The organism is Pseudogulbenkiania ferrooxidans 2002 (assembly GCF_000174355.1).
Classification (GTDB): domain Bacteria; phylum Pseudomonadota; class Gammaproteobacteria; order Burkholderiales; family Chromobacteriaceae; genus Pseudogulbenkiania; species Pseudogulbenkiania ferrooxidans.
In genome coordinates, this window is sequence record NZ_ACIS01000001.1 from 228125 (window position 1) to 247716 (window position 19592).

Consider the following 19592-nt stretch of genomic DNA (forward strand, 5'->3'; position numbering starts at 1 on the left):
ACGGATGCTTCTGTTGTGGCGTAAAACCCCTGCTTTGTATTGCCTCATATTGTCGGCCCTGGTGTTGATGCCCGCTTTCAATGTTGCGACTGATTTATATTCGGCTCCTATCTTCTTGCTGCTGATTTTTTCTGTTTTTCAACGCGATTTCTATCGCTTGGTGTATTGCATTGTCAGTCGTTATTGGCTGGCTTTTGTGTCCTTGTGTTTGGCCTTGGTTTCTTGTCTTTGGGCGGACAATCCAGATATTGTTCTAGCCTCTTGGAGAAATGAGCTATTGATTCCATTTCTTGGGTTGTTGGTTTATTGTTTTTTTACGCTGAGGCTGGATGAAGAGAGCGCAAAAAGAGTGCTCTTTGGTGTTGTTGCTTTGTTCGTCTTGTTGTCGATTATTGGGTTTGTTTGGTTTGGCTATGGTGGTATATTTAGAATATTTTATGATAATGGTTATTACACCACTTATGTGGTGGTTGTGTTTTCAGCCTTCCTTCCGTTTGTTAAAAGTTGGTCCCGAATAGTATTTTATTCTTGTTTGGCCTTTTGCTTTTTCTTGACTGGGCAGAGAGTTGTCTGGTTGTTGCTGCCGGTGATGGCATTTGCTGATTTTATCTGCTCGGGTGGGAAGAGAAATTACCGAGCTATTGCAGGCCTTGTTTTTGTTGCCTTGGGCTCAATTTTGGTTCTCAAGTATTTGCAGTCTGTCAGGCCCGCTGATGCTTTTGATCCTCACGTCAAACCCAGTGGTTTGCTTGCATACTTGATGGCCAACGAAAGATTATATTTATGGGGGCAGTGGCTAAATCGAGGCTTGGGTAGTCCTTGGCTTGGCATTGGGTTCGGTCGTGATAATGCTCTGGCGCACTTTTCACAAGGAGGTGTATGGCCCAAGGAGTATTTGACTCATGCCCATAATATGATCTTAAATCAGTTTGTTCAGCTAGGGCTGGTGGGGGTCTCTCTATTGGTCGCCACTTATGGACAGCTTTTAAAGGGTTTTTCCAGTGCGCTGAAAAATCGCTTTGCTTGGAGTGGATTGTTTGTTCTGTTCTTCTTCTTTCTTAGAAATCTAACCGATGATTATGAATTGAGAAGAATAATGATGTTTTATCTCGGTATGCTTGGCCTGTGTTTAGGGCCTTGTCTGAATGAGCATGTTGCAAAGAGTGATAGCAAGCCCCAATTTGAACATGCCCGTTAGTAGCCGGCTTCGTGTCTTGGTCATCCGTCGCGACAATATCGGCGACCTGATCTGTACCACGCCGCTGCTGCAGTTGCTTCGCGACGGTTATCCTGATGCACGGATCGATCTCTTGGTCAATGATTACAATGCCCCTGTAGTGATGGAGGGGCAGCCGGTCGATGCGGTGCATATCTACCGCAAGGCCAAGCACCGGGATGTGGGCGAATCCAAACTGGCGATCTGGTGGCAGACGTTCAAACTGATCTTGTCATTACGCCAGCAAAGGTACGATTTTGCGATTCTGGCTGGCTCGACCTACTCGGCCCAGGCGGCCAAGTTCGCCCGCCTGATCGGAGCGAAGAGCGTGGTGGGCTACCTCCCGGGGCAAGGCGCTCCGGAGGTAGACCTTCCCGTCAGCCCATTGCCATCAGCCTGCCATCATGTCGAAGCGACGGCGCATCTGGCCTCGGCCTTGTCCATCGGCAAACGGCCGGGTGCTGTCAGGATCGTGGTGCCCGAGAGGGCCGCACGGCGAGCCGGAGATCGCTTGGCCACAATGTCGGCGATGGGCCGGGCCCAGCTTAGGGTAGGCATCCACATTTCAGCGCGCAAGCCTTCCCAGCGCTGGTCGCTGGAGTGCTTCGAGGGCTTGATCCGTCGATTGCATACGGAACTGGATGCTGAATTCCTGCTGTTCTGGGCGCCAGGCACCGCGGATAATCCCAGTCACCCTGGTGACGACGAGAAGGCCGCTTCGCTGCTCGCGCGCGTGACCGACTTGCCCGTGCAGCCTTTTGCGAGCTCTACTCTTGACGATCTTATGGCCGGGCTCGACCTGTGCGACAGCGTGGTCTGCAGCGACGGCGGGGCCATGCATGTGGCCAATGCCTTGGGGAAACCGATCGTATGTTTCTTCGGAGGCAGCGATGCGACCCACTGGCGCCCCTGGAACGAGCCGTATCAGTTGTTGCAGCCAGCCTCGCAGAACGTTACGGATATCACGGTTGAGCAGGCGGTCGACGCCTTTCTTCGGTTGCTGCGCTCATCTTCCGCTCTGCACGCTCTATCGAGCCAGTCACATCGATAAGCAAGGCACCCGGAAAGCCCCTTCCGTCCCATTAAATACAGGGAGGGAGGAGTATAATCATCCCATTTTTCGTATTGAGAGAATCGAATCGTGCCGGATCGCAAAGTCTCTGTCGTTGGCCTGGGCTACGTGGGCCTTCCTGTCGCCGTTGCTTTCGGCCAGAAAAGCCGTGTGATCGGCTTCGATATCAACCAACAGCGCTTGGCCGAGCTCAGGAATGGCCATGACCGTACGCTGGAAGTGGAAGATGCCGAACTGGCGGCGGCCGATATCGTCTACACCGACGATGTTACGGTGCTGGCCGAGGCCGATTTCCATATCGTCGCTGTGCCGACCCCCGTTGACGATGCGCACCAACCTGACCTGACGCCGGTAGAGAAAGCGTCCGAGAGTGTCGCCAAGGCGCTGCGTCCCGGTGCGATCGTGGTGTACGAATCCACCGTCTATCCGGGGGTGACTGAGGAAGTTTGCGTGCCGATCCTGGAGCGGGTATCCGGTCTCAAGTGCGGGGTGGATTTCACCGTCGGCTACAGTCCGGAGCGGATCAATCCGGGCGACAAGGAACACACCTTCACCAAGATCAAGAAGGTCGTCTCCGGTCAGGATGCGGCAACGCTTGAGATTGTAGCGGACGTATATGGCTCGGTGGTGACAGCCGGCGTGCACAAGGCTTCGTCGATCAAGGTGGCCGAGGCTTCCAAGGTGATCGAGAATACCCAGCGCGACCTCAACATCGCGTTGATGAATGAGCTGGCTGTGCTGTTCGAGAAGATGGGCATCGACACGCTGGACGTGCTGGAAGCGGCCGGTACCAAGTGGAACTTCCTGCCGTTCCGCCCGGGGCTGGTGGGCGGCCACTGCATCGGCGTCGACCCATACTACCTCACTTATAAGGCGGAGCAACTGGGCTACATCCCGCAGGTGATCCATGCCGGACGCCGCATCAACAATGGCATGGGCACCTTCATCGCCCAGCGCACCATCAAGGAGATGATCCATGCCGGCATCAACATCCTCGGCAGTACCGTCACGGTGCTGGGCCTGACCTTCAAGGAAAACTGCCCTGATCTGCGTAATTCGCGCGTGATCGACGTGGTTACCGAACTGCGCGAGTTCGGCGTCCAGGTACAGGTAGCTGATCCGCAGGCCGATGCCGCCGAGGCTCGCCACGAGTATGGCGTTGATCTGGTGCCGATGGAACAGCTGGCACCTGCCGATGCGGTGATCGTCGCCGTGGCCCACCACGAGTTCGCCGAGTTCTCGGCTGCTGACTGGCTGAGCCAATGTCGTGGCGTACCGGTCATCATTGACGTCAAGGGCCGGCTCGACAAGGCGACGCTGGCGGAGGCCGGGGCGCGTTACTGGCGCTTGTGAGCGGTGGCAGCGGCTCTTTTTCGGAGTCCGCTGCGGCTGTACAAAATGACAAAAGCCTGTCGGGTGCGACAGGCTTTTTTGTATTGATTCAGCTTGCAGCTCAGCCAGGTTCAGGCATTGAACAAGGGGTTGGCCGGGTCGAGGTCGCGGCCATTCTGCTGAATGGTCTTCCAGACCGGTTGGCCGTGAAGACGGGCGTGGACATCGCGTGCCAGCTGCGAGTAAGCCTTGGCATTGCGGTTGCTGGAGTAGGCACGGAGCAGCGCGACCTTGGCCGGCATATTATCCGGATCTTCGTCCAGCACGTCCTTGAGCACCCTGACGGCCTCGCCGGTTTTACCGTAGGCGAGGAACACTTCGGCTTCGGCCACGGGGTCGATGCCTCGGGCCTTGGGCGGCTTATACGTGATCGCCTTCCACAGCTTGCGTAGAAGGGAGAAAGCCACCATGAGCACCAAACTTGCGGTCAATCCTGCCAGAACGTCCATTGCTTTTCCCCCTGTCTGTTTAAAAGCGGTCGGAGGATTATCAAGTCTAGTAGCCGGGCCGATCAATCCGTAGAAATTCGTAGTGTCGCTGGCTCAAGCGGTGACGTTCTGTCCGCTTAACACCCGTTGCAGCACGTCATGGCTGACCTCGCTGCTGATGACAGCCTGGCCAAGCTGCTTCAGCAGCACGAAGCGCAATTTGCCTTGTTCGACTTTCTTGTCGTGCCCCATATGCTCCAGCCAGTTTGTCAGGCCGAGGTCGGGCGCCCTGACGGGCAGGCCGGCACGTTGGATGAGCGAGATCACGCGTTCGACGTCGGCGGCATTCAGCCAGCCCAGCTCCTGCGAGGTCGCGGCTGCCAGGACCATTCCGGCCGCCACCGCCTCGCCGTGCAGCCAGGCTCCGTATCCCAGCCCGGCCTCGATGGCGTGGCCGAAGGTATGGCCCAGATTCAGCAAGGCGCGCACGCCGCTTTCCTTCTCATCCTGCCCGACGATCTCCGCCTTCATTTCGCAGCAGCGCTTCACGGCATATTCGAGCGCAGCGGGGTCACGGGCACGCAGTTGTTCGATGTTGCTTTCCAGCCAGGCCAAAAACTCGGCATCACCCAGCAGGCCATACTTGATGACCTCGGCCAAACCGGCAGACAGCTCGCGATCTGGTAACGTATCCAGCAGCACCATATCGGCGATGACCACTCGAGGCTGATAGAACGCCCCGATCATGTTCTTGCCGAGTGGATGATTGATGGCGGTCTTGCCTCCGACCGACGAGTCGACCTGGGCGAGCAGCGTGGTCGGAATCTGGATAAACGGTGCCCCGCGCTGGTAACAGGCGGCGGCAAACCCGGTCATGTCGCCGATGACGCCTCCCCCGAGTGCGATCAGCGTGGTCTTGCGTTCGCAATTGCCGGCAAGCAGGGCGTCAAAGATCAGGTTGAGGGTGTCCCAGGTTTTGTACGACTCGCCATCGGGCAGCACCACGACGCGCGTTGCAATCCCTTCCGCCTTGAGTGCCTGCTCCAGCGGTGCCAGATACAGCGGGGCAATGGTGCTATTGGTGACGATGGCAGCACTGGGAATGGGCAGATGGGGCTTGAGCAGATCGGTCCGCGTCAGCAGGTTGCGGCCGATATGGATCGGGTAGTGGGCGTCGGGGAGCTTCAGGTCTAGAGTGATCATGGTCGGGAGTCTTGATGGCGGTGTTGGCGCTCGAACAGCTGCGCTTCAAGTTGACTGACCAGCAGGTTGACGTTTTGCTGGGTGGTGTCGACGATCAGGTCCGCCACCTCGGTGTAGAGCGGGTCGCGTTCCTTGAGCAGACTTTCCAGCTTGGCCTTGGGGTCAGCGGTCTGGAGCAGGGGACGGTTGCGGTCATGCTGGGTTCGGGCCAACAGGTCATCGATATTGGCACGCAGGTAAATCACGACTCCATTGTCTTTCAGCAACTGGCGATTTTCCGGGCGCAGGATGGCCCCACCTCCTGTCGCCAGGATGATGTTGTCGCGTTGCACCAGTTCGGCGATGGCGCAGCTCTCCCGATCACGAAAACGCTGCTCACCTTCTATTTCGAAGATGGTGGCGACCTTGACGCCCGTTTTGGCCTCGATTTCGTGATCGGAGTCGTAAAAGGTCTTGCCGGTTTTGCGCGCCAGCGCACGACCTACCGTCGTCTTGCCGGCCCCCATCAGTCCGACAAGAAAAAAATTGCCTGCCAGTGTATCCATGGCAGGCATTGTAGCGGAAGCACGCGCGATCGTCTGCGCTGTCCTAGCGGCTGTTTATGTCGAAATCGCTGACGACGCGTGGCGTCAGGAAAACCAGCAACTCCGTGCGGTTGTCTTTCTTCGTCTTGCTCCGGAACAGGGCGCCCAGCAGGGGAATGTCACCAAGTAGGGGTACCTTGCTGAGGCCTTCATTTTCGTCCTGGGTGTAGATGCCACCGATAACCACGGTGCCTCCATTCTCGACCAGCACCTGGGTATTGACCTTTTTGGTCTTGAGCGAGGGAACCCCATTCGACAGGTTGGCGAAGTCGGCGGTGTCGTTGTTGATCTGGATGTCCATCAGGATGGTGCTGTCAGGAGTAATCTGAGGCTTCACCTTCAGGCTCAGTACCGCCTTTTTGAATGAGGTGGAGGTGGCGCCGCTGGAGGTGGCCTCCTGATAAGGAATCTCCTGCCCCTGCTCGATAGTGGCCTCGGTACGGTCGGAAGTCAGCACCCGCGGGCTGGCGACGATCTTGCCCTGGCTTTCGGTTTGCAATGCCTGCAGCTCCAGGCCGATCAGGTTGCTGGCACCGGCCTTGTAGACGGCGCCGATGGTCCCCGTAGCCGCACTGTTGGTCGGCAGATTCACTAAGGTGTCGGTGAGGCTGCCGTTGCCGGCTCCAGCGATATTGCCGCCCAGACTCAGACGGCCGATGCGGTCGTACGACAGCTTGACGCCCAGTTCGCGGCTGAAGTTGTCGGTGGCTTCGACGATGCGTGCCTCGATCACGACCTGTTTGACCGGGGTGTCGGTTTTTGTGATCAGATCACGAATCTTGTCGATAACCGTTGTCGTATCGTTGATGATCAGGGTGTTGGTTTTGGGGTCGATCAGGGCGCTGCCACGATCGGAGAGCAGGGTGCTGCGTCGTCCGCTACCGCTACCGGTGCCTCCCTTGCTGTCTTCTTCCAGGATTTTCTTGAAATCCTCGGCGCTGCGGTAACGCAGCACGAAGGTTTCCGAGCGCAGCGGTTCCAGCGTGGTGAGCTGGTTCTTGGCCTCGTAAACCTGCTTGTCCCGGGCCAGCAGCTCTTCGCGCGGGGCGATGCGGATGATGTTGCCGCTACGCCGCTTGTCCAGGCCCTTGCTGTCGAGGATCAGGTCGAGTGCCTGATCCCATGGCACGTCTTTCAGGCGCAGTGTGATCTTGCCGTTGACCGAGTCGCTGGTGACGATGTTGAGCCCGGTGAATTCGGCGATGACCTGCAGCACGGTCCGGACTTCGATATCCTGGAAATTGAGCGAGAGCTTGTCGCCCTTGTAGACCGGCTTGTCCAACTCGTTCTGTGCTTTTTGATCTTGGGTCAGTTTCTTCACTTCGACCACCAGTTTGCGGTCGGTCTGGTACGAGGAATAGTCCCAGTCGCCTTGTGGCTGGATGACGATGTGGCTGCTTCTGCCCTGGTTCATGGCGTCGATCTTGCTGACTGGGGTGCCAAAGTCGGTGACGTCGAGCTTGCGATCCTGGCCGGCAGGCAGATTGCTCCCCTGGATGTCCACCACGATATTCTTGCCCTGGCGTTTGATATCCACCGGGACATCGTTCGATGGCAGGTTGATCTCGACCCTGCCCTCGCCGTTATGGCCCCGCCGGAAGTCGAGAGCGAGCGGTGTGCGGTAGGCGACGCTTGCCGTTGGTGCCGGGCTGGCGGGGGTGGTGTCCAGCGGGACGGCGGTCCGCTGCTCTGCCTGCAGGTTGCTGTTCAGGCTGATCAGCAGCGTGTTGTTGCTGACTTTGGTGGAATAAGAGGCGTTCTTGGCCAGATTCAATACGATACGAGCCCGGCCATTGCTGGCGATGGCAACGGCAGAGGGAACCAGGGGGTTGCCCAGTTCGGTGAAGCTGTTGGGTAGCTTGATCTCGGTATCGGCAAAGTCGAGCGCGATCCTGGGGGGATTGGAGATGGCGAAACTGTTGGGCTTGGGGGCCGGACCGTCGAAAGTCAGCTGAAGAACCTGTTCGTTGCCGTCGGTTTTGCTGATGTTGATCCCCGTAATGGCAACGCCGGCATGGGCCAGGCTGAAGGAGAGGGCAAGACCCAGTCCGGATAGCAGTTTGATGGCATGCGTGTTCATTATTTCTGCCCTTGTTCTACGAGGTACATGGTCGTTGTGCGCTGTACCCATTCGCCGTTCAGGTCTTCCACTGTTTCGGCCAACTCGATTCCGGCTTCGGAGATGTGTTTGATCTGCCCGAAATTGGGCCCCACGAAGTTGCCAGGCTGAACCCGGTAGACCGTGTTCTCCGGTGTGCGGATCAGTCCGTAGGTCACTCCGCCGCGCTTCAGGATGCCGACCATTTTCAGCTTGTCCAGGTCGTAGTTTTCTAGCGTCTCGCGCGGACGATCAAAGTCCGGCGCGTTGGCACTGTTCTGGCGCTTGGCGGCCAGCAATTTTTGCGGGTCGAACGGGTCGCGCAGCTCGAAGGCCTGGTACACGAAGGGCTGATAGGGTTGTGCCATCGGGATGGGGTCGATCTGACCGGCCAGGCCCTTGCCGGCTTCGTTCATCCAGCGGTCGAGGTCGTCGGTGCTGTTGCTGCCACAGCCGGCGAGGAGCAGCAGGCACAAGAAGCCAGGTTTGTTCATTTCTTGGCCTCTTTCTTGTTGATGGCGGCGAGGCGTTCTTCCGGTTCCAGCGAGCGGTAGGTTTTGGCCGTGGCCTCCATGCTCAACCGCGGGGTGCTGGTCGGTCCCTTGGCGTCTTGGGGGGCCAGCTTGATATCGCTCAGCGTGACGATCCGCGAGAGCTGGCCGACGTCGCTGACGAAGGAGGCCAGCTCCTTGTAATTGCCGGTCAGACGTATGCTGATGGGCAGCTCGGCCATTTCGGCGGACTTGATTTCTCCGCCGGGGCGGAACAGCTCGAACTGCAGGCCGCGGCCGATCCCGGCCTGGTTGATCTCGGTCAGCAGGGATTCCATTTCGGACTTGCTGGGGAGCTGCTTGAGCAGGGCGCCGAACGAGCGTTGGATCTCGGCCAGCTGCTGTTCCAGCGCGGCGAGGTTGATGGCCTGGCGTTTTTTGTCGAGATAGGTCTGCTTGAGTTGTTCTTCCTGGTGCTGGGCGCTGTTCAGGGTGTCAAGCTGGTCTCCCAGGACCAGGTAATAGCCGAGGAAAACGATCAGCCCGATCAGGCTGGCCAGAGCCCCGAGCTGGGCCGGCAGCGGCCAGTTCGGCATGTCCTTGGGGTCGAGGTTGCGCAATTCGTCGAGCGTCATGGCCGTGCTCCTTTCTTGCCTGGGGCGGGTGCGGCGGCTTCTTGTCCCTTCATGCCCAGTCGCAAGGTGAACTCGCTGACACGCTGGTTGTTGACGATGGCGGCCTTGACCTCGACCAGGACCGGGGCGTCGAACGTGGTGGATTGCGCCAGGGTGCGCATGTAGTTGGAGACGCGTGCACCGGACAGGGCGTAGCCCGACAGGTCGAAGCTGCGGCCTGTCTGTCTGAAGTCCCTGAGGTAGACGCCGTCAGGGGTCTGGCGTACCAGCTGGTCAAAGATGTGGGTGGCCTCGTTGCGACCCTGCTGCAATTGTTCGACCAGCTGTTTCCTGGCGAGCAGCTCGTCGCGTTCCTTCTTGAGTCCCTCGATCTTCTTGATCTGGCCGTCCAGTTGGGCAATGGCATCCTGCAAGTACTGGTTACGATGCTGTTGGTGGCCGATCCGGCTGTTCAGCACCAGATAGCTCGAGGCTACCACCCCCCCGGCGATCAGGATGGCGGCAGCTAGAAGAAGCTGGAAGCGGTGGCGGTGCGCTTCCTTGCTCTGCTCTCGGTGCGGTAGCAGGTTGATGCGTATCATCAGTCGAACCTCCTCATGGCCAGGCCGCAGGCAACCAGCAGCGAAGGGGCGTCGAGCAGCAGCTCCTTCAGGCGGATGGAGGAGGACTGCACCATGGTGGTAAAGGGGTTGGCGATCATGGTGCTGATCTGGGTGCGTGCGGCCACCGTGTCGTCAAGCCCGCTCAACATGCTGCAGCCGCCGGCCAGCAGGATGTAGTCGACCCGCAGGTATTGCGAGACGCTGACCGTGGTGTAGAAGAACTGCAGGGCACGCTGGATTTCCTGCGCCAGCGAGTCGACAAAGGGGTGTAGCAGTTCGGATTCGTAGCCGTCGGGCAGTGTCATGGCGCGCTTGCCGGATTCGGCTTCGTCGAACGAGATACCGTAGCGGCGCTGGATGTCGCGCGTCAGCTGCTGGCCGCCAAAGGCCTGTTCGCGGAAGTAGATCTGCTGGCCGTTGCGCAGCACGCTGCAGTGCAGCTTGCTGCTGCCGATATCGAACAGGGCGAAGGTCTGGTTGTGGCCTTGTTCGGGCAAGTGCAACTGGATCTGCTCGAACGCGGTCATCATGGCGAAGGACTCGACGTCGACGATCTTGACCTTGAGTCCGGCCATTTCCGCCGCAGCCACCCGTTCTTCCACCTTCTCCTTGCGGGCGGCGCACAGCAGGACTTCCAGGTCGTCGACGCTGGCAGGCGAGGAGCCGAGAATCTGGTAGTCGAGGTTGACCTCTTCCAGCGGGAAGGGAATGATCTGGTTGGCTTCGGTTTCGGCCAGTGCTTCGAGGTCGTCGGCCTGGTTCGCCGGCACCAGGATCTTCTTGTAGATCGCCATGGTGGTGGGTATGGCGACGGCGACGTTGCGGGCTGAACTGCCGAGGCGCTGCCAGGCGCGGCGGATGGTCTCTGCCACGCCTTCGATATTGTTGATGTTTCCCTCGGTGATCGCTTCCTTGGGCAGGGGCTCGATGACGTAACGCTCGATTTGCAGGCTGTTGCCGGAGCGGGAAAGTTCTACCAGCTTGATGGCGCTGCTGCTGATATCCAGTCCTAGCAGCGGAACATTGCCGGATTTCCCTAATCCAACCAGGCTCAACCAGTTGGCGCCGAATCCAAGTTTGTCGGATAGCATCGGTGAGGGCCCCAAGTATTTTTAAGTGGCGATCCGTCGGGACGGTATCGCAATCTAATGTTGTGTCTTGTCCTGACTTACAAGACGTTATAATCCGCTTTCCAGCGAAAGCCCATTCTGATCATGCTTAAACGAATTTTTGCGATTTTTGCCGGCTTGCTTATTGGTGGTGCCATCCTTGCTGCAGGTGGCCTGGCAATCGCAATCATCATAACGTATCCGCGTCTTCCCAGTCTTGACGTCCTTACCGATTACCGGCCGAAGATGCCGCTGCGCGTCTTTGCCGCGGATGGCCAGTTAATCGGCGAATTCGGCGAAGAACGACGTTCATTCATGCGCATCCAGGAGGTCCCGGTGCTGATGAAGGAGGCCGTGCTGGCCGCCGAGGACGATCGATTCTATCAGCATAGCGGTATCGATTATGTCGGCGTGATGCGTGCCGCTGTCGGCAATATCGTATCAGGCCATGCACGCTCTGGTGCCAGTACCATCACCATGCAGGTGGCAAAAAATTTCTTCCTTTCCAGTGAAAAGACTTTTAGCCGCAAGTTTAACGAGGCGCTGCTGGCTTTCAAGATCGAGCACGCGCTCTCCAAGGACCAGATTCTCGAGTTGTATTTCAACCAAATCTACCTGGGGCAACGTGCTTACGGCTTTGCCGCGGCGGCGCAGGCCTATTATGGCAAATCAATCAAAGACTTGAGTGTGGCGGAAATGGCCATGCTCGCCGGTCTGCCCAAGGCGCCGTCGGCGTACAACCCGATCGTGAACCCGGCGCGGGCCCGTCTGCGCCAGCAGTATGTGCTGCGCCGCATGCACGAATTGAACTTCATCAGCCAGGAACAGTACGACAACGCGCTGGCGGAGAAACTGCACGTGGCGGGGCAGGGGGCGGAAGCCAGCATGCCGGCTCAATATGTGGCGGAAATGGTACGCCAGGCCATGTATGACCGTTACCGCGACCAGGCCTACACCCAGGGCTTCAGGGTCTTCACCACCATCGACAGCAAGCATCAGCAGTGGGCGTACGACGCACTGCGTGCCGGCCTGATGGATTACGACCGCCGCCACAGCTACCGCGGGCCGGAGGGGTTCGTCGACCTGTCCGGGCTGGAGGGTGATGACCGGATCGAGGCGCTGGACGAGGCGCTCGCGGAGATTCACGATAGCGGCGACTTGCAGCCGGGCGTGGTGCTCGAAGCGTCGAACCGCGCGGTGAAGGTGTATCTGCGTGGCGGGCAGGAGGTGTCGGTGAGCGGGCGCGGCCTGGATTTTGCGCGCCGTGCCCTGAGCAGCAAGCTGACCCCGGCGCAGCAGCTGCGGCCGGGCGCCATCGTGCGCGTGCGGGCCGAGAGCAAGGGGGACTGGAGCATCGGCCAGATGCCGGAAGTGGAGGGCGCCTTCGTGTCGATGGATACCCGCACCGGCGCGATCAAGTCGCTGGTGGGGGGCTTCGACTTCAACCGCAGCAGCTTCAACCACGTGACCCAGGCCTGGCGTCAGCCCGGTTCCACCTTCAAGCCGTTCATCTACTCGGCCGGCATCGAGCGGGGTTTCACGCCGTCGACGCTGATCAACGATGCGCCGCTGACGATCGATCCGCAGGCGCTGGGCGGGCAGCGCTGGGAGCCGAAGAACGACGACGGCAAGTTCGCCGGCAAGTTCGCCGGCATGATCCCGATGCGCCGTGCGCTGGCGCTGTCGAAGAACCTGGTGTCGATCCGTGTGCTGATGGCCATCGGCACTGACTACGCCCAGCAGTACATCCAGCGCTTCGGCTTTGCCGCCAAGCAGCACCCGGCTTACCTGACCATGGCGCTGGGGGCCGGTTCGGCCACGCCGCTACAGATGGCGGAGGGCTATTCCACCTTCGCCAACGGCGGTTATCGTACCCGTTCCTACTTTATCGACCGTATCGAGGATGTGAACGGCCGCGTGTTGGCCAAGACCGTGCCGACGGTGGCGGGTCAGAATGCACCGCAGGCGATCGATCCGCGTAACGCCTTCATCATGACCAGCATGATGAAGGATGTGGTGCGCTTCGGGACCGCCAACCGGGCCATGACGCTGGGGCGCCAGGATCTGGCGGGCAAGACCGGTACCACCAGCGATTTCCGCGATGCCTGGTTTGCCGGTTTCAATCCGAATCTGGCTGCCGTGGTGTGGGTGGGTTACGACCAGCCGCGCAGCCTGGGCCGTTACGGTTACGGCGGTACCGCGGCACTGCCGATCTGGATCAACTACATGGCCAACGCCTTGAAGGGGGCGCCCGAGATCGATCTACCGCCGCCGCCGGGGGTGGTGGTGCGTCCGGGGGGCGGCTTGCGTGGCGGCGACGAGTACTACTACGAGGAGTTCCAGCACACCAATCCGGAGTTGCGGCTGGATAACTCCGGTACCGTGCCGGGCGGTAGCGCGGCCAGCGATGCCAGCAATGGCGGTGCCGAGCCTCAGGGTGATGGCCAGACGCCGCCGGCGCGTGACGCGGTGGAGAACGTCAAGGAGCTGCTGTTCTGAGTGTCGGCCGGGGTGGGGCGGTGTTTCGGCCAACCTTGGCAGCGATAGGATGAAGGTGACGGCCCGGTCGGCAGTAGCTGAGCGGGCCGTTTTCTTTTGTGCGAGCCGTGGGACGGGGGAGCGGGGTGTTCAGCCGCGGCGTGGTTTGATGAAGCCGGTCTTGCCGCTCGTCGGGGCGGCGGGAGCGCGCTTGAGCTGCAGGTACAGCGCCTCGACCTGGCTGCGTGCCCAGGGAGTGCGACGCAAAAAGGTCAGGCTGGACTTGATGCTGGGGTCGTGGTTGAAGCAGCGAATCTCGATCAGCTCACCCAGCCGCGCCCAGCCGTAGTGGGCCACCAGTTCGGTCAGCATGCTTTCCAGCGTGATGCCGTGCAGCGGGTTGTTGGGTTGCGGCGTGCTCATGGGGTGGTTTTCTTGCGGTAGGCGCAGTAGCCCGGGCGCGGCCCGATGCGCGGATGGTTGCGGCAGGTGTCCGGCCGCTGGGCGTAGATGGTGCAGCGCCGGGTGTGCTTGTCGAGGTAGTGGCAGTCGCCGTTGGCGCGGCGCGCCAGGGTGAACAGTTCGCGCTTGAAGTTGAAGTGCTCGATCACGCCCTGCTTCATCAGGCGCTTGGCGATGTTCTTGGGTGGTTCGCCGGTTTCGAACTCGTCCACCACGCCGATGCGGATCAGGTCGGGCAGTCGGACTTCGACCGGCATGGTGCAGCAGCTGGCCATGCAGTCGTGGCACAACGAATCCTTGTACTTGAACCAGGTGCTGGTGCGGTCGATATCGGCGTACATGATGTCAGACGGTAAAGCCGCGGCGGCGCAAGGGCCGGGCGCGGACGCAGGAAATGAAATGGCGCCCACCAGAAACCGGACTGTGGCCTGCAAGCCACGCCAGACAAGGATCTTGGTGTGCGCCGTTCAAAATTTACCGGCAAATATACCAACAAACGCGCGGTGCTGCCCCGCTTTTTGTCCGCGGGGGCGCCGTTATGCGTGCTTGTACGTGACGTGGCGGGGCGTTGCACGGCGGGCTAAACGGGGCGTCTTGGCCTGACGCGATGGCGGTTTAACCTGACGTGATGGTGCCTTGGCTTGGCTGATCTTTTTTGCGGTGGTCTTGCAGGGCTGCCACTTGCCTTTTGCGGTCGGCGCGGTGGGGGCGCCATAGCACCACCCATTGTTCTTGACGTGGGTAAACATCACGTCGCGCATATTGCAGGCCTTCAGTGTTTTCTGATCGTCGCCAATGCCGTTGCGGCATTCGCCATTCAAGTAGTCCGTGACGGTGAGCAGATCAGAGGCTTCCTTCTCTGACAGCGCCTGGGCCAGGGACGGCGCGGAAACGGCGGCAATCAGAATGCAAGCGAAGAGGCGTCGCATTGTGGCGGTCCAGAATGGTAAAGCCAGTGATGCTACATCATTCATTACGAGGCGGTTTCGAAACGTTCACCGTTTTGATGGCTATTCGATAAATTGCCCATTCGACATGGGTTTGCGGCCATTTATATGACCATTGTTAAGTTCACGGGGCGGCTCACGCCGCAATGGACCGACCTCGCCGGGGGCTGGCCGCGGACATGACCGCAGGTGTGTTGGGCTTCGGCGGGATGCGCTCGACAGGTTTTGGCTAGCAAAAAACCCGCAGAGCCTTACGCTGTGCGGGTTTCTCGGTATCTTTCGGACTGCTTGGGAAGGTGATTTGGCGCCCCCACCAGGAATCGAACCTGGAACTGCCCCTTAGGAGGGGGCTGTTATATCCATTTAACTACAGGGACGGGCTATTAATCTGTGGTGCCTTGTTTTGCCAGACTTTCTAGCAATGGCGCGGGTTTTGTTGCGATTTTCGGGGTGTCGTCAGTATGCGAACTAGCACGAAGTAATGCGAAGTTTTGACGCCTTGGTGCTACGATAGTGCTACCGAAAACAGCAAAGTGCTACGCGCCGTAACACCGATGGCATCAATTATACCGATCAAAGGGAAGTGGCGGGCAACCGTCCGTATCAAGCAGGGCGGCAAGCTCGTTTTTCACAAGTCGATGACGCATGACACCAAGCGCCTAGCGGAGCAGTGGGCGCTGGATGTCGAGGCCAAGGCCCGGACCGAAACGGGTTTGGCTGAGCTGTTGGCGCGGGAGGGCTCGCGCGGGGTGCTGGTGCGCGACCTGATCGGCAGGTACATCCAGTATGTGGGAAAGCTCAAGCCGCTGGGGGCAACGAAGTCGGCGGTACTGAATACACTGGCGGCCTCGGACCTTGGCGATAATCCAGTCACGGCAGTGACGGCCGGCGTGCTGCTGGACTATTGCAACAAGCGACGCGAGAAGTACGGCAATAGCGCCGCCACCATCGCGCAGTATTTTGGCTATCTTCGGCAGGTGTTCGACCTGGCAAAGCCGGTGTGGGGTATCGGCGTCAGTGCAGCGCCGTTTGATGAGGTGCGGCCGGTGTTGCTCAAGCTGGGGCTGATTGGCCAGGGTAGTGAGCGTGACCGCCGGTTGGTGGGTGATGAGTACGCCAGGCTATTGAAGTGGTTTGAGAACTACGACGCAACCCGGGCGCGTGAGCTGCGCATGGCACCGGTGTTCCGCTACGCAGTGGCAATGGCAGCGCGGCGTGGAGAGATTGTCGGCATCCTGCGGTCTGACGTGGACCGCCAGGCGCGCACGGTGGTGGTGCGTAATCGGAAAGACCCGCGCAACAAGATCGGCAACGACCAGGTGCTGCCGCTACTGGGTGAGGCTTGGGGTATCGTTGAGGCGCAGCTGGCCAGCCACGACGACTTGCGCGTATTCCCTTATACCGAGATCAGTATCAGTACATGCTTCCAACGGGCATGTGAGGTGCTGGGTATCGAGGATCTGCATTTTCACGATCTGCGCCACGAGGGAACCAGTCGGCTGTTTGAAGCGGGGTACAGTATTGAGCAGGTGGCTCTGGTGACGGGGCACAAGACGTGGAACATGCTGCGCCGTTACACCCAGCTCCGGCCGGCGTCGCTGCATGAGCTGCCGGCTGCGGCCAACCTTGGCGGCAATGGTGGCGGTGTTGCGGTGCCAGAGGTCGACGCCAAGCCCAGGGTCAGGAGGCGGCGGTGGGTGGTGAAGACTGCGGATGGCTTCCTGGTGGGTATGGATGGAGAGCTGGGGTGGGTGGATGATGAGGCGTCCGCCAGTGCCTGCGTATCGGAAGCCGAGGCGCAAGTTCTGGGTGAGTCGTCTGGTGAGATGTTTGAGATAGTGCGGGTATTAGTGTGATTGCTTGTTGTTGCGGCGATGGGGGCTGAGAACTGAGGATAGCTACTTGGTTGAGGTGGGTGGGAAGTGTTCAGATGGCTTGACGTGAGAGTCAACGCGTAGTGATCGTGAGAATTTACAATGTAAACTTGCGGGCCAACTATTTATCCATCAAACTTGCATCATAAATGATCAGTTTCGAGGTGCGCTCCATGTGAGCGCAAAAGGTTTTATTGATCCAGTCTATTGCCGTGATAGTTTTTTTAAATAATAAATTGTCTTGCATTAATATTCAAATAACTTGTAAAAATGCGCGGTTATCACGGAACTTGTAAATCAAAGTGGCCACTCATACGAATGAGGGGCTTTAATTTTAGCAATGATCCCAAAGATTGGCTTGGGATGGGTGTTTATTATTTTGTTGATGGTGTTATGTGCCCTGTCGAGGCTAGTGAGCGCTGGGCGTCTGTATTTAAGAGTCACCGTGATCCTTGTGTATTAGAGTCAGTTTTTAAGTTTGATTTTGATTATGTTCTAGACTTGCGGGATGAATCTGATCTAAAGGATTTCAATAAGGTAAGAGAGTACTTCTGTTCCAAGCTTGAGCTTGATAAAGGGAGGAAAAAGGCCTTTGATAGAAAAATAGTTTGCGATGCAATTTTGGAGTATGTTGGTGCCCAAGCTGTAATTAATCGAGAATACATTTCTGCTGTTGCGCCGAGTCCGGCAGAAAGAGAGCTTGCATTGGGGATGCCCAGTATTCCAAATTGCACGATAATGGCTGTTAGGGATAAAAGTAAAATTGAACAGACGCGCGTGTTCAGATAAGAAAAGGAATTGAAAATGAAAGCCATGTTTGCGAAGGCATTGGAAAAACTACAACAATCAACGCCTGAAGAAATTTATGAGTTTGTTGCTAGGCACGCAGAGACAATGGATCAGCGTGCACTACACGCTCGTTATTTTGATCTGGAAATAAGCTTGATTGAGTCAATTTCCATTGGCTCTGGAGTTTTCGTTGCTGCTGGAGAGAGGCATTCTAACTGCGCAGCACGGTCAGATGATTACAAACTGGCGGCGTAAGTAATGTCGGAAAAAGAACAGCTTACGCTTCAGCTTGCAAAAACTGTCGCAGAAAGTTTTTCTCTTGTGAGCTTTGATGGTGATTCTCACAAGGATGTTCTTTCTGTTGGCGCTAGATTTGATGAAGGCTCGCCGCAACATTTTTCAATAGTTTTTGATTTGTCGCTGCTGGCTGATTCTTGCAAAGAACTGTCAGTCGTGTATTGTGCTGATTTCAAGCTGAATAGGGATGTCGATCGAGATTGGGTTGATAATTCGCCTTTTGCGAATGTTAATGCGCCTGCAATTGCCTATCCTTTTTTACGGGCATTTGTCGCAAATATCATGCTTAACTCAGGGTATGAGCCCGTGATGCTTCCTGCGCTGAATTTTCAAAGTAGATTTAACGAAAAGAAGGCCGCAAGGTCTGCAGAATAAAACGCCCCGCTGTTGGGGCGTTTTTCTTTGGTGCGATAAGCACCGTTATCGAACCTAGTAAAAAGTGAAAGTGTTTGCGGGCTATGCCGCCGTGCCGGCCGCGAACAGCCCTGCACCGTGAAGTGCTGCACTGCATGCTGGGTTTAGCCAGATGACTTCGGTGCGAGCCTTTGCGCCATCGGCAAGTGCCCTGCATTCATGCCGCTCCCAGTCGGCGAACAGTTCCTGGTCGTACAGTTCGCACGGATACCCCGACAGCACCACCATGCCGCGCAGCTCGCGCAGGCCTGCGGCCAACTGCCGGTGATCGTCGTCGCTCATTTCATGCCGGTACGCCGGTGCCCGGGTGCGCAGATTGCGTGTGCTATGCACATAAGGCGGATCAACGTAGTGCAGAGTGGTTTCCGAGTCGTGATGCTGCATGCACTGCAGCGCATCACGGTTTTCGATGACTACGCCACGGAAACGGTCAACTATGCTGGCCAGCGCGCTGGGGAAGTCGGCCCAATCGTGTGCCGGCGTCTTGTTGGAGCGGTTACTGTTCGCCCGGAAGCCTGTGCTTTGCCCCGATGCGCCGGCGCTGCCAAAGCCCATGTAGGACCTGACGAGTGTGCGGCGGGCCTGCTCAATCGGATCGGCGCTCTCCTGATATGCCTGTTTGAACTCCTCGCGGGCAAACGGCGTAAGTTCGACCTGGCGCACCAGTTCATCGCCGCTGTCGCGCACTACTCTGAACAGGTTTACCACTTCGCCGTCCAGGTCGTTGTACACCTCGGCGTGTGAGCGATCCTTGCGCAGCAGCACGCTGCCACCGCCGCCAAACGGCTCAACGTAGACTCGATGTTCCGGCAAAAATGACAGGATCCATGGCGCCAATCTGAATTTGCCGCCGTGGTAGCGCATTGCCGGGCGCGTGATATTGCTTGTCATGCGGCACCGCCTTTCTTGCCGTGCATACCGGCAGTGGCGTACTGGTACAGCTCATCTGCCCGGCGCTTCGCCTCGTTGGCCGCGTACTGGCAGCCCTGGCCTTTGCGTCGGCCGCAGTAGCCGCCGCAGGTGCGGCATTTCGGTTTCTTCGTGGCTGCCATCACGCACCGCCTTCCTGCAGGGTGGTCGGCAGGTAGATCGCCCGGGCCTTGCTTGGCGCGCGCGGTGTTGGCTTGTCAGTCTTGCCACAGTCCACCCGCGCCGCCAGCAGCGCGGCCCACTCCGTTTTCCCGTTCGGCACCACAACGTGGCTGTCACCGTCGTACAGCTTGCCCAGCGTGCCATCGCTACGGCGGTAGTACGGCGTGCCACGCGACAGCTTGGCGGCCTCGGCCTTCTTCACCGCGATGCAGCAGCCGTGCGAGCAAATGCCGCGTGCTTCCTGTTCGCTGTACAGGCCTGCTTTCTCGATGCAGATCGTGTAGCCCTTGCTGTCCGGGCGCCACCAGGTGATGTGTTCGTGGTCTTTGATGGTGTGCCCGATGTGGGCAATCAGGTATTCGCTCATCGTTATTCCTGAAAAAGTGAGGCCACCGTTCTGGTGGCCTGA

22 protein-coding genes and 1 tRNA gene are annotated in these 19592 nt (G+C 58.4%); 8 read left to right on the forward strand and 15 right to left on the reverse strand.

The window, feature by feature from the left end; translation table 11 throughout:
• Positions 1–13: 13 nt before the first annotated feature.
• The 3 genes from FURADRAFT_RS19935 to FURADRAFT_RS01145 all read left to right on the forward strand — a co-directional run bounded on the left by FURADRAFT_RS19935 (position 14) and on the right by FURADRAFT_RS01145 (position 3641).
• The gene (locus FURADRAFT_RS19935; RefSeq protein ID WP_160165299.1) at positions 14–1198 is read left to right on the forward strand and encodes an O-antigen ligase family protein; all 1185 of its coding nucleotides are present in this window, start codon (positions 14–16) and stop codon (positions 1196–1198) included.
• Between the two features lie 16 nt (positions 1199–1214).
• On the forward strand, positions 1215–2267 hold the full coding sequence (locus FURADRAFT_RS01140) for a glycosyltransferase family 9 protein (protein ID WP_236261506.1): 1053 nt from the start codon (positions 1215–1217) through the stop codon (positions 2265–2267).
• A 90-nt stretch (positions 2268–2357) separates the two neighbouring features.
• A complete protein-coding gene (locus FURADRAFT_RS01145; protein ID WP_008952253.1) occupies positions 2358–3641 on the forward strand; it encodes a nucleotide sugar dehydrogenase in 1284 nt (427 codons plus the stop codon).
• Positions 3642–3751: 110 nt separating this feature from the next.
• On the opposite strand, the gene FURADRAFT_RS01150 is transcribed toward FURADRAFT_RS01145, so the two are convergent.
• The 8 genes from FURADRAFT_RS01150 to FURADRAFT_RS01185 form a co-directional block, all read right to left on the reverse strand.
• Positions 3752–4090, reverse strand: coding sequence for a type IV pilus assembly protein FimV (locus FURADRAFT_RS01150; protein WP_014088512.1), 339 nt, complete (start codon positions 4088–4090; stop codon positions 3752–3754).
• Between the two features lie 132 nt (positions 4091–4222).
• Positions 4223–5311 (reverse strand): 3-dehydroquinate synthase, encoded by a 1089-nt coding sequence (aroB, locus tag FURADRAFT_RS01155; RefSeq protein WP_008952255.1) that lies wholly within the window; start codon positions 5309–5311, stop codon positions 4223–4225.
• Positions 5308–5865 carry a shikimate kinase gene (locus tag FURADRAFT_RS01160; protein ID WP_040652120.1) on the reverse strand — a complete coding sequence of 186 codons (558 nt, stop codon included), beginning with the start codon at positions 5863–5865 and terminating at the stop codon, positions 5308–5310. Before FURADRAFT_RS01160 ends, aroB begins: the two co-directional genes overlap by 4 nt.
• Before the next feature lie 34 nt (positions 5866–5899).
• Complete coding sequence (pilQ, locus tag FURADRAFT_RS01165) at positions 5900–7975, reverse strand: type IV pilus secretin PilQ (protein ID WP_008952257.1); 2076 nt, start codon at positions 7973–7975, stop codon at positions 5900–5902.
• Positions 7975–8487, reverse strand: coding sequence for a pilus assembly protein PilP (locus FURADRAFT_RS01170; protein WP_008952258.1), 513 nt, complete (start codon positions 8485–8487; stop codon positions 7975–7977). Before FURADRAFT_RS01170 ends, pilQ begins: the two co-directional genes overlap by 1 nt.
• The gene (locus FURADRAFT_RS01175; protein WP_008952259.1) at positions 8484–9119 is read right to left on the reverse strand and encodes a type IV pilus inner membrane component PilO; all 636 of its coding nucleotides are present in this window, start codon (positions 9117–9119) and stop codon (positions 8484–8486) included. The genes FURADRAFT_RS01170 and FURADRAFT_RS01175 overlap by 4 nt, the downstream gene beginning before the upstream one ends.
• Entirely contained in the window at positions 9116–9700 is a 585-nt protein-coding gene (locus FURADRAFT_RS01180) for a PilN domain-containing protein (RefSeq protein ID WP_008952260.1), read from the reverse strand. The genes FURADRAFT_RS01175 and FURADRAFT_RS01180 overlap by 4 nt, the downstream gene beginning before the upstream one ends.
• Positions 9700–10812: a pilus assembly protein PilM gene (locus tag FURADRAFT_RS01185; RefSeq protein ID WP_008952261.1), complete on the reverse strand. Its 1113-nt coding sequence runs from the start codon at positions 10810–10812 to the stop codon at positions 9700–9702. The genes FURADRAFT_RS01180 and FURADRAFT_RS01185 overlap by 1 nt, the downstream gene beginning before the upstream one ends.
• A gap of 123 nt (positions 10813–10935) precedes the next feature.
• Here FURADRAFT_RS01185 and FURADRAFT_RS01190 point away from each other — a divergent pair, with 123 nt between their 5' ends.
• A complete protein-coding gene (locus FURADRAFT_RS01190) occupies positions 10936–13329 on the forward strand; it encodes a penicillin-binding protein 1A (RefSeq protein ID WP_040652123.1) in 2394 nt (797 codons plus the stop codon).
• Between the two features lie 129 nt (positions 13330–13458).
• On the opposite strand, the gene FURADRAFT_RS01195 is transcribed toward FURADRAFT_RS01190, so the two are convergent.
• From FURADRAFT_RS01195 to FURADRAFT_RS01210, 4 genes are all read right to left on the reverse strand, one after another.
• Entirely contained in the window at positions 13459–13731 is a 273-nt protein-coding gene (locus tag FURADRAFT_RS01195) for a VF530 family protein (protein ID WP_008952263.1), read from the reverse strand.
• Positions 13728–14111 (reverse strand): YkgJ family cysteine cluster protein, encoded by a 384-nt coding sequence (locus FURADRAFT_RS01200; RefSeq protein ID WP_008952264.1) that lies wholly within the window; start codon positions 14109–14111, stop codon positions 13728–13730. The genes FURADRAFT_RS01195 and FURADRAFT_RS01200 overlap by 4 nt, the downstream gene beginning before the upstream one ends.
• A gap of 195 nt (positions 14112–14306) precedes the next feature.
• Complete coding sequence (locus FURADRAFT_RS01205) at positions 14307–14699, reverse strand: hypothetical protein (RefSeq protein WP_008952265.1); 393 nt, start codon at positions 14697–14699, stop codon at positions 14307–14309.
• Positions 14700–15019: 320 nt separating this feature from the next.
• Positions 15020–15094 (reverse strand) — tRNA-Arg (locus tag FURADRAFT_RS01210).
• Positions 15095–15271: 177 nt separating this feature from the next.
• Between FURADRAFT_RS01210 and FURADRAFT_RS01215 the strand changes: the two genes are divergently transcribed.
• From FURADRAFT_RS01215 to FURADRAFT_RS19940, 4 genes are all read left to right on the forward strand, one after another.
• Complete coding sequence (locus FURADRAFT_RS01215; protein ID WP_008952266.1) at positions 15272–16573, forward strand: tyrosine-type recombinase/integrase; 1302 nt, start codon at positions 15272–15274, stop codon at positions 16571–16573.
• A gap of 381 nt (positions 16574–16954) precedes the next feature.
• Entirely contained in the window at positions 16955–17380 is a 426-nt protein-coding gene (locus tag FURADRAFT_RS20360) for a hypothetical protein (protein WP_160165300.1), read from the forward strand.
• A gap of 15 nt (positions 17381–17395) precedes the next feature.
• Positions 17396–17635, forward strand: a complete 240-nt coding sequence (locus tag FURADRAFT_RS20365) for a hypothetical protein (protein WP_150104979.1) — start codon at positions 17396–17398, stop codon at positions 17633–17635.
• Between the two features lie 3 nt (positions 17636–17638).
• Positions 17639–18052 carry a protein-export chaperone SecB gene (locus FURADRAFT_RS19940; RefSeq protein WP_081455920.1) on the forward strand — a complete coding sequence of 138 codons (414 nt, stop codon included), beginning with the start codon at positions 17639–17641 and terminating at the stop codon, positions 18050–18052.
• A gap of 81 nt (positions 18053–18133) precedes the next feature.
• Here the strand turns inward: FURADRAFT_RS19940 and FURADRAFT_RS01220 are convergent, their stop codons facing one another.
• Genes FURADRAFT_RS01220 through FURADRAFT_RS01225 form a run of 3 tightly spaced genes read right to left on the reverse strand, consistent with a single transcriptional unit; the run spans position 18134 to position 19550 of the window.
• A complete protein-coding gene (locus FURADRAFT_RS01220) occupies positions 18134–18982 on the reverse strand; it encodes a DNA adenine methylase (protein WP_008952267.1) in 849 nt (282 codons plus the stop codon).
• On the reverse strand, positions 18979–19143 hold the full coding sequence (locus tag FURADRAFT_RS20750) for a hypothetical protein (protein ID WP_008952268.1): 165 nt from the start codon (positions 19141–19143) through the stop codon (positions 18979–18981). The genes FURADRAFT_RS01220 and FURADRAFT_RS20750 overlap by 4 nt, the downstream gene beginning before the upstream one ends.
• Positions 19143–19550 (reverse strand): hypothetical protein, encoded by a 408-nt coding sequence (locus tag FURADRAFT_RS01225; RefSeq protein WP_008952269.1) that lies wholly within the window; start codon positions 19548–19550, stop codon positions 19143–19145. Before FURADRAFT_RS01225 ends, FURADRAFT_RS20750 begins: the two co-directional genes overlap by 1 nt.
• Positions 19551–19592 lie beyond the last annotated feature (42 nt).

Excerpts from the sequence above, each read along its gene's own strand:
- FURADRAFT_RS01150 (WP_014088512.1), bottom strand. The coding sequence starts at position 4,090 with ATGGTGGCTTTCTCCCTTCTACGCAAGCTGTGGAAGGCGATCACGTAT.
- aroB (WP_008952255.1), bottom strand. The coding sequence starts at position 5,311 with ATGATCACTCTAGACCTGAAGCTCCCCGACGCCCACTACCCGATCCAT.
- FURADRAFT_RS01160 (WP_040652120.1), bottom strand. The coding sequence starts at position 5,865 with ATGCCTGCCATGGATACACTGGCAGGCAATTTTTTTCTTGTCGGACTG.
- pilQ (WP_008952257.1), bottom strand. The coding sequence starts at position 7,975 with ATGAACACGCATGCCATCAAACTGCTATCCGGACTGGGTCTTGCCCTC.
- FURADRAFT_RS01170 (WP_008952258.1), bottom strand. The coding sequence starts at position 8,487 with ATGAACAAACCTGGCTTCTTGTGCCTGCTGCTCCTCGCCGGCTGTGGC.
- FURADRAFT_RS01175 (WP_008952259.1), bottom strand. The coding sequence starts at position 9,119 with ATGACGCTCGACGAATTGCGCAACCTCGACCCCAAGGACATGCCGAAC.
- FURADRAFT_RS01180 (WP_008952260.1), bottom strand. The coding sequence starts at position 9,700 with ATGATACGCATCAACCTGCTACCGCACCGAGAGCAGAGCAAGGAAGCG.
- FURADRAFT_RS01185 (WP_008952261.1), bottom strand. The coding sequence starts at position 10,812 with ATGCTATCCGACAAACTTGGATTCGGCGCCAACTGGTTGAGCCTGGTT.
- FURADRAFT_RS01190 (WP_040652123.1), top strand. The coding sequence starts at position 10,936 with ATGCTTAAACGAATTTTTGCGATTTTTGCCGGCTTGCTTATTGGTGGT.
- FURADRAFT_RS01195 (WP_008952263.1), bottom strand. The coding sequence starts at position 13,731 with ATGAGCACGCCGCAACCCAACAACCCGCTGCACGGCATCACGCTGGAA.
- FURADRAFT_RS01200 (WP_008952264.1), bottom strand. The coding sequence starts at position 14,111 with ATGTACGCCGATATCGACCGCACCAGCACCTGGTTCAAGTACAAGGAT.
- FURADRAFT_RS01205 (WP_008952265.1), bottom strand. The coding sequence starts at position 14,699 with ATGCGACGCCTCTTCGCTTGCATTCTGATTGCCGCCGTTTCCGCGCCG.
- FURADRAFT_RS01215 (WP_008952266.1), top strand. The coding sequence starts at position 15,272 with ATGGCATCAATTATACCGATCAAAGGGAAGTGGCGGGCAACCGTCCGT.
- FURADRAFT_RS20360 (WP_160165300.1), top strand. The coding sequence starts at position 16,955 with ATGGGTGTTTATTATTTTGTTGATGGTGTTATGTGCCCTGTCGAGGCT.
- FURADRAFT_RS20365 (WP_150104979.1), top strand. The coding sequence starts at position 17,396 with ATGAAAGCCATGTTTGCGAAGGCATTGGAAAAACTACAACAATCAACG.
- FURADRAFT_RS19940 (WP_081455920.1), top strand. The coding sequence starts at position 17,639 with ATGTCGGAAAAAGAACAGCTTACGCTTCAGCTTGCAAAAACTGTCGCA.
- FURADRAFT_RS01220 (WP_008952267.1), bottom strand. The coding sequence starts at position 18,982 with ATGACAAGCAATATCACGCGCCCGGCAATGCGCTACCACGGCGGCAAA.
- FURADRAFT_RS20750 (WP_008952268.1), bottom strand. The coding sequence starts at position 19,143 with ATGGCAGCCACGAAGAAACCGAAATGCCGCACCTGCGGCGGCTACTGC.
- FURADRAFT_RS01225 (WP_008952269.1), bottom strand. The coding sequence starts at position 19,550 with ATGAGCGAATACCTGATTGCCCACATCGGGCACACCATCAAAGACCAC.